General features: G+C 62.2%; 6 protein-coding genes. 5 read left to right on the forward strand and 1 reads right to left on the reverse strand.

What is annotated here, in order from left to right; all coding sequences use genetic code 11:
• Positions 1-491 (forward strand): HesA/MoeB/ThiF family protein (locus tag EGI20_RS17105; RefSeq protein WP_498632918.1); only part of this gene is annotated, 491 nt, incomplete at its 5' end.
• A gap of 111 nt (positions 492-602) precedes the next feature.
• On the opposite strand, the gene moaC is transcribed toward EGI20_RS17105, so the two are convergent.
• The gene (moaC, locus tag EGI20_RS17110) at positions 603-1082 is read right to left on the reverse strand and encodes a cyclic pyranopterin monophosphate synthase MoaC (protein ID WP_498632919.1); all 480 of its coding nucleotides are present in this window, start codon (positions 1080-1082) and stop codon (positions 603-605) included.
• Between the two features lie 62 nt (positions 1083-1144).
• On the opposite strand from moaC, the gene mobB reads away from it, so the two are divergent.
• The 4 genes from mobB to EGI20_RS17130 form a co-directional block, all read left to right on the forward strand.
• Entirely contained in the window at positions 1145-1648 is a 504-nt protein-coding gene (gene mobB, locus EGI20_RS17115) for a molybdopterin-guanine dinucleotide biosynthesis protein B (RefSeq protein WP_498632921.1), read from the forward strand.
• The gene (locus EGI20_RS17120) at positions 1645-1893 is read left to right on the forward strand and encodes a MoaD/ThiS family protein (protein WP_160796374.1); all 249 of its coding nucleotides are present in this window, start codon (positions 1645-1647) and stop codon (positions 1891-1893) included. The genes mobB and EGI20_RS17120 overlap by 4 nt, the downstream gene beginning before the upstream one ends.
• 1 nt (position 1894) lies before the next feature.
• On the forward strand, positions 1895-2362 hold the full coding sequence (locus EGI20_RS17125) for a molybdenum cofactor biosynthesis protein MoaE (protein ID WP_498632923.1): 468 nt from the start codon (positions 1895-1897) through the stop codon (positions 2360-2362).
• Positions 2359-2836, forward strand: a 478-nt coding sequence (locus EGI20_RS17130; RefSeq protein ID WP_498632925.1) for an NTP transferase domain-containing protein, incomplete at its 3' end; no start/stop codon positions are given. The genes EGI20_RS17125 and EGI20_RS17130, both read left to right, overlap by 4 nt.

Raw genomic sequence — 2836 nt, forward strand, 5'->3', positions numbered from 1 at the left:
CGGCCGCCGATGCCGTGCGCCGGATCAACTCGGGGGTTTCGGTAGAGGTCTTGCCGCAGCGACTGGATGGCGCGGCGCTGGCGCACCGGATGGCACAGGTGGATGTGGTGCTGGATTGTTCGGACAATTATGCAACGCGTCAGGCGGTGAATGCTGCAGCAGTTGTCAGCCGTACACCCTTGGTGTCGGGTGCCGCGGTACGCTTTGATGGCCAGTTGCTGGTAGTCGATCCGCGTGTCGAGAATAGCCCGTGCTATCACTGCCTGTTTGGCGGCAGTGACGCCAGTGACGGAGCTTGTGCGACTTTCGGTGTTTTTTCACCACTGGTCGGAGTGATTGGTGCGCAGCAGGCGGTGGAAGCATTGAAGCTGCTGATGGGTATTGGTGTTAGTCCGGTCGGGCGTCTGATTACTTATGACGCGCTAAATGCCGCCTGGCGCGAGATGCGCTTTAGCCGCGACCCGGATTGTGCCGTGTGTGGCGCTGTTTAGCGCCATGGCAAGTCGCTGTAGCGCCCGGTTTCGATAATCAGCAGAGCCATAAACAGGCGCCGGGCCCGGCGTCAGGCCCGTGCCCGGCAGAAACAATGCCGGCACTATGGATCAGAAACCCGCTTGCCAGTGCCCGCTCTTGCCGCCCTGTTTTTCCAGCAGGCGGACGCCGCCGATTTCCATGCCGCGGTCTATGGCCTTGAGCATGTCGTAAACCGTCAGCAGGCCGGCATTGACGGCGCTTAATGCTTCCATTTCCACACCGGTGCGGCCGACGGTTTCGGCCGTGACCCGGATATGCAGGCGGTTAAGTTCGGCCTCTGGGCTGAATTCGACTGCCACGCGGGTCAGGGCAATCGGGTGGCACAGCGGGATCAGGTCGGCGCAGCGTTTGGCGCCCTGAATGGCGGCGATGCGGGCGATGCCGATAACGTCGCCTTTTTTATTATTGCCGGAGAGCAACTGGGCAAAAGTGTCTGCCAGCATGGTGATATGGCCGGTCGCAACGGCTACGCGACGGGTTTCGTTCTTGGCGCCGACATCGACCATATGGGCTTGGCCGGCGGCGTCGAAATGGGTAAGTGCTGACATGGTTGGCGCTTTTTATCGGATGGCAATGTGCCGTATTCTAACCGGCATCAGAAGGAAACCGCATGGCAATTGTCCTCGGAGTGGCCGGCTTTTCAGGTTGCGGCAAGACGACGCTGATCACGGCCATCCTGCCGTTATTAGCCGAACGTGGCCTGCGCGTATCGGTGATCAAACACAGTCACCACGCTATCGAGCTGGATGTGCCGGGTAAGGATAGCTACCGTCACCGTCAGGCCGGCGCATCGCAAGTGATGATGGTGACGGCACAAGGCTATGCCGTTTTTGCCGATACGCCCGTGCAACTAAGTCTGGATGCGCAGCTGGCTTTGCTTGCGCCGTGTGATCTGGTTTTGCTTGAAGGGCAGAAGTGGGCGGAGGTGGCCAAGATCGAGGTTTACCGCCCGGCCCTGGGCAAGCCGGCGCTATACGAGACAGATCCGCGCGTGATCGCCATCGTCAGCGATGTGGCGCTGATTGCGCCATGTACCGTGCTCGACATCAATCAGGCCGATCAGGTGGCTGCGTTTATCGCCACCTGGTGGCAACAACAAGGTAAGCAAGCATGATCAGGATTCTGTATTTCGGGTTTTTACGCGAAGCGCTGGGGCGGGATGAGGAAAGCCTGGACTGGGCCGGCGGCACTAGCGAGGATTTGCTCAGCCTGTTGCGTGCGCGCGGAGACGACTGGGCGGCGGCCTTAGCGCCGGACAAGGTATTCCGCGTGGTGGTGGACAGGGAAATCAAGCGCGGGGTGGCCGAGATCGCCGATGGCGCCGAGGTCGGCATCTTGCCACCGGTGACCGGAGGCTGATATGTGGCTGGATATTACGGTACGCAAAGCGGCGTTTGTCAGCGCCTATGAGGAAGAGCGGCTATTGGCCGAAGCGGGGGATGCCGGTGCGCTGGTCGGCTTTCAGGGCAGGGTGCGCGGTCAGGATGGCGAGTTGCCGCTGGCTGCGCTGCATCTTGAGCACTATCCGGGCGTAACCGAAGACGAAATCGCCCGCATCGCCCATGAGGCGGCACTGCGCTGGCCATTGACGGCCTGCCGTATCATTCACCGCGTGGGCCGGCTGACGGTGGGTGAGGGTATTGTGCTGGTGCTGGTGGCCAGTGGCCACCGGGCTGCGGCTTTTGCGGCGGCCGAATTCTTGATGGACTACCTGAAAACCCGCGCCCCGTTCTGGAAGCGCGAAGAATTCATTGATGGCAGCAGCCACTGGGTCGAAGCCAAGGCTTCCGACGATGCCGCCGCCGGGCGCTGGGAGGCGCAGGCTTGATCGCCGGTCTTTTGCTGGCCGGTGGCCAGGGCCAGCGCATGGGGGGCGTGGACAAGGGGCAGGTCTTGCTGGCTGGAAAACCGCTGGCCATGCATGTGGCCCGCTGCCTGCGCTTGCAAGTGGATGTGCTGTATATCAGCGCCAACCGCTCGCTGGATGCCTACGCACAATGGGGGCAGGTGGTCTGCGATCTGCCACGCTTTGCCGGCCAAGGCCCGCTGGCGGGTATGACCAGCGTGGCGGCGGTACTTCCTGATGCGGTGGATTATGTGCTGGTTGCGCCGTGCGATGTGCCAGCGCTGCCGCCGGATGCGTGCCGGTGTTTGCTTGCTGCACTTCAAGATGCGCCTGCTGCCGGTGCAGCTTATGCCATAAGCTGTGACGGCCCGCAACCTGCCGTGGCGCTGGTGCGCCGGGCGGCATTGGCAGCGCTGGCCCCCTGTCTTGATGAGGGGCAGCGGGCCATACGCCACT

This window comes from Aquitalea sp. S1-19 (assembly GCF_024343515.1).

Excerpts from the sequence above, each read along its gene's own strand:
- EGI20_RS17120 (WP_160796374.1), top strand. The coding sequence starts at position 1,645 with ATGATCAGGATTCTGTATTTCGGGTTTTTACGCGAAGCGCTGGGGCGG.
- EGI20_RS17125 (WP_498632923.1), top strand. The coding sequence starts at position 1,895 with ATGTGGCTGGATATTACGGTACGCAAAGCGGCGTTTGTCAGCGCCTAT.
- mobB (WP_498632921.1), top strand. The coding sequence starts at position 1,145 with ATGGCAATTGTCCTCGGAGTGGCCGGCTTTTCAGGTTGCGGCAAGACG.
- moaC (WP_498632919.1), bottom strand. The coding sequence starts at position 1,082 with ATGTCAGCACTTACCCATTTCGACGCCGCCGGCCAAGCCCATATGGTC.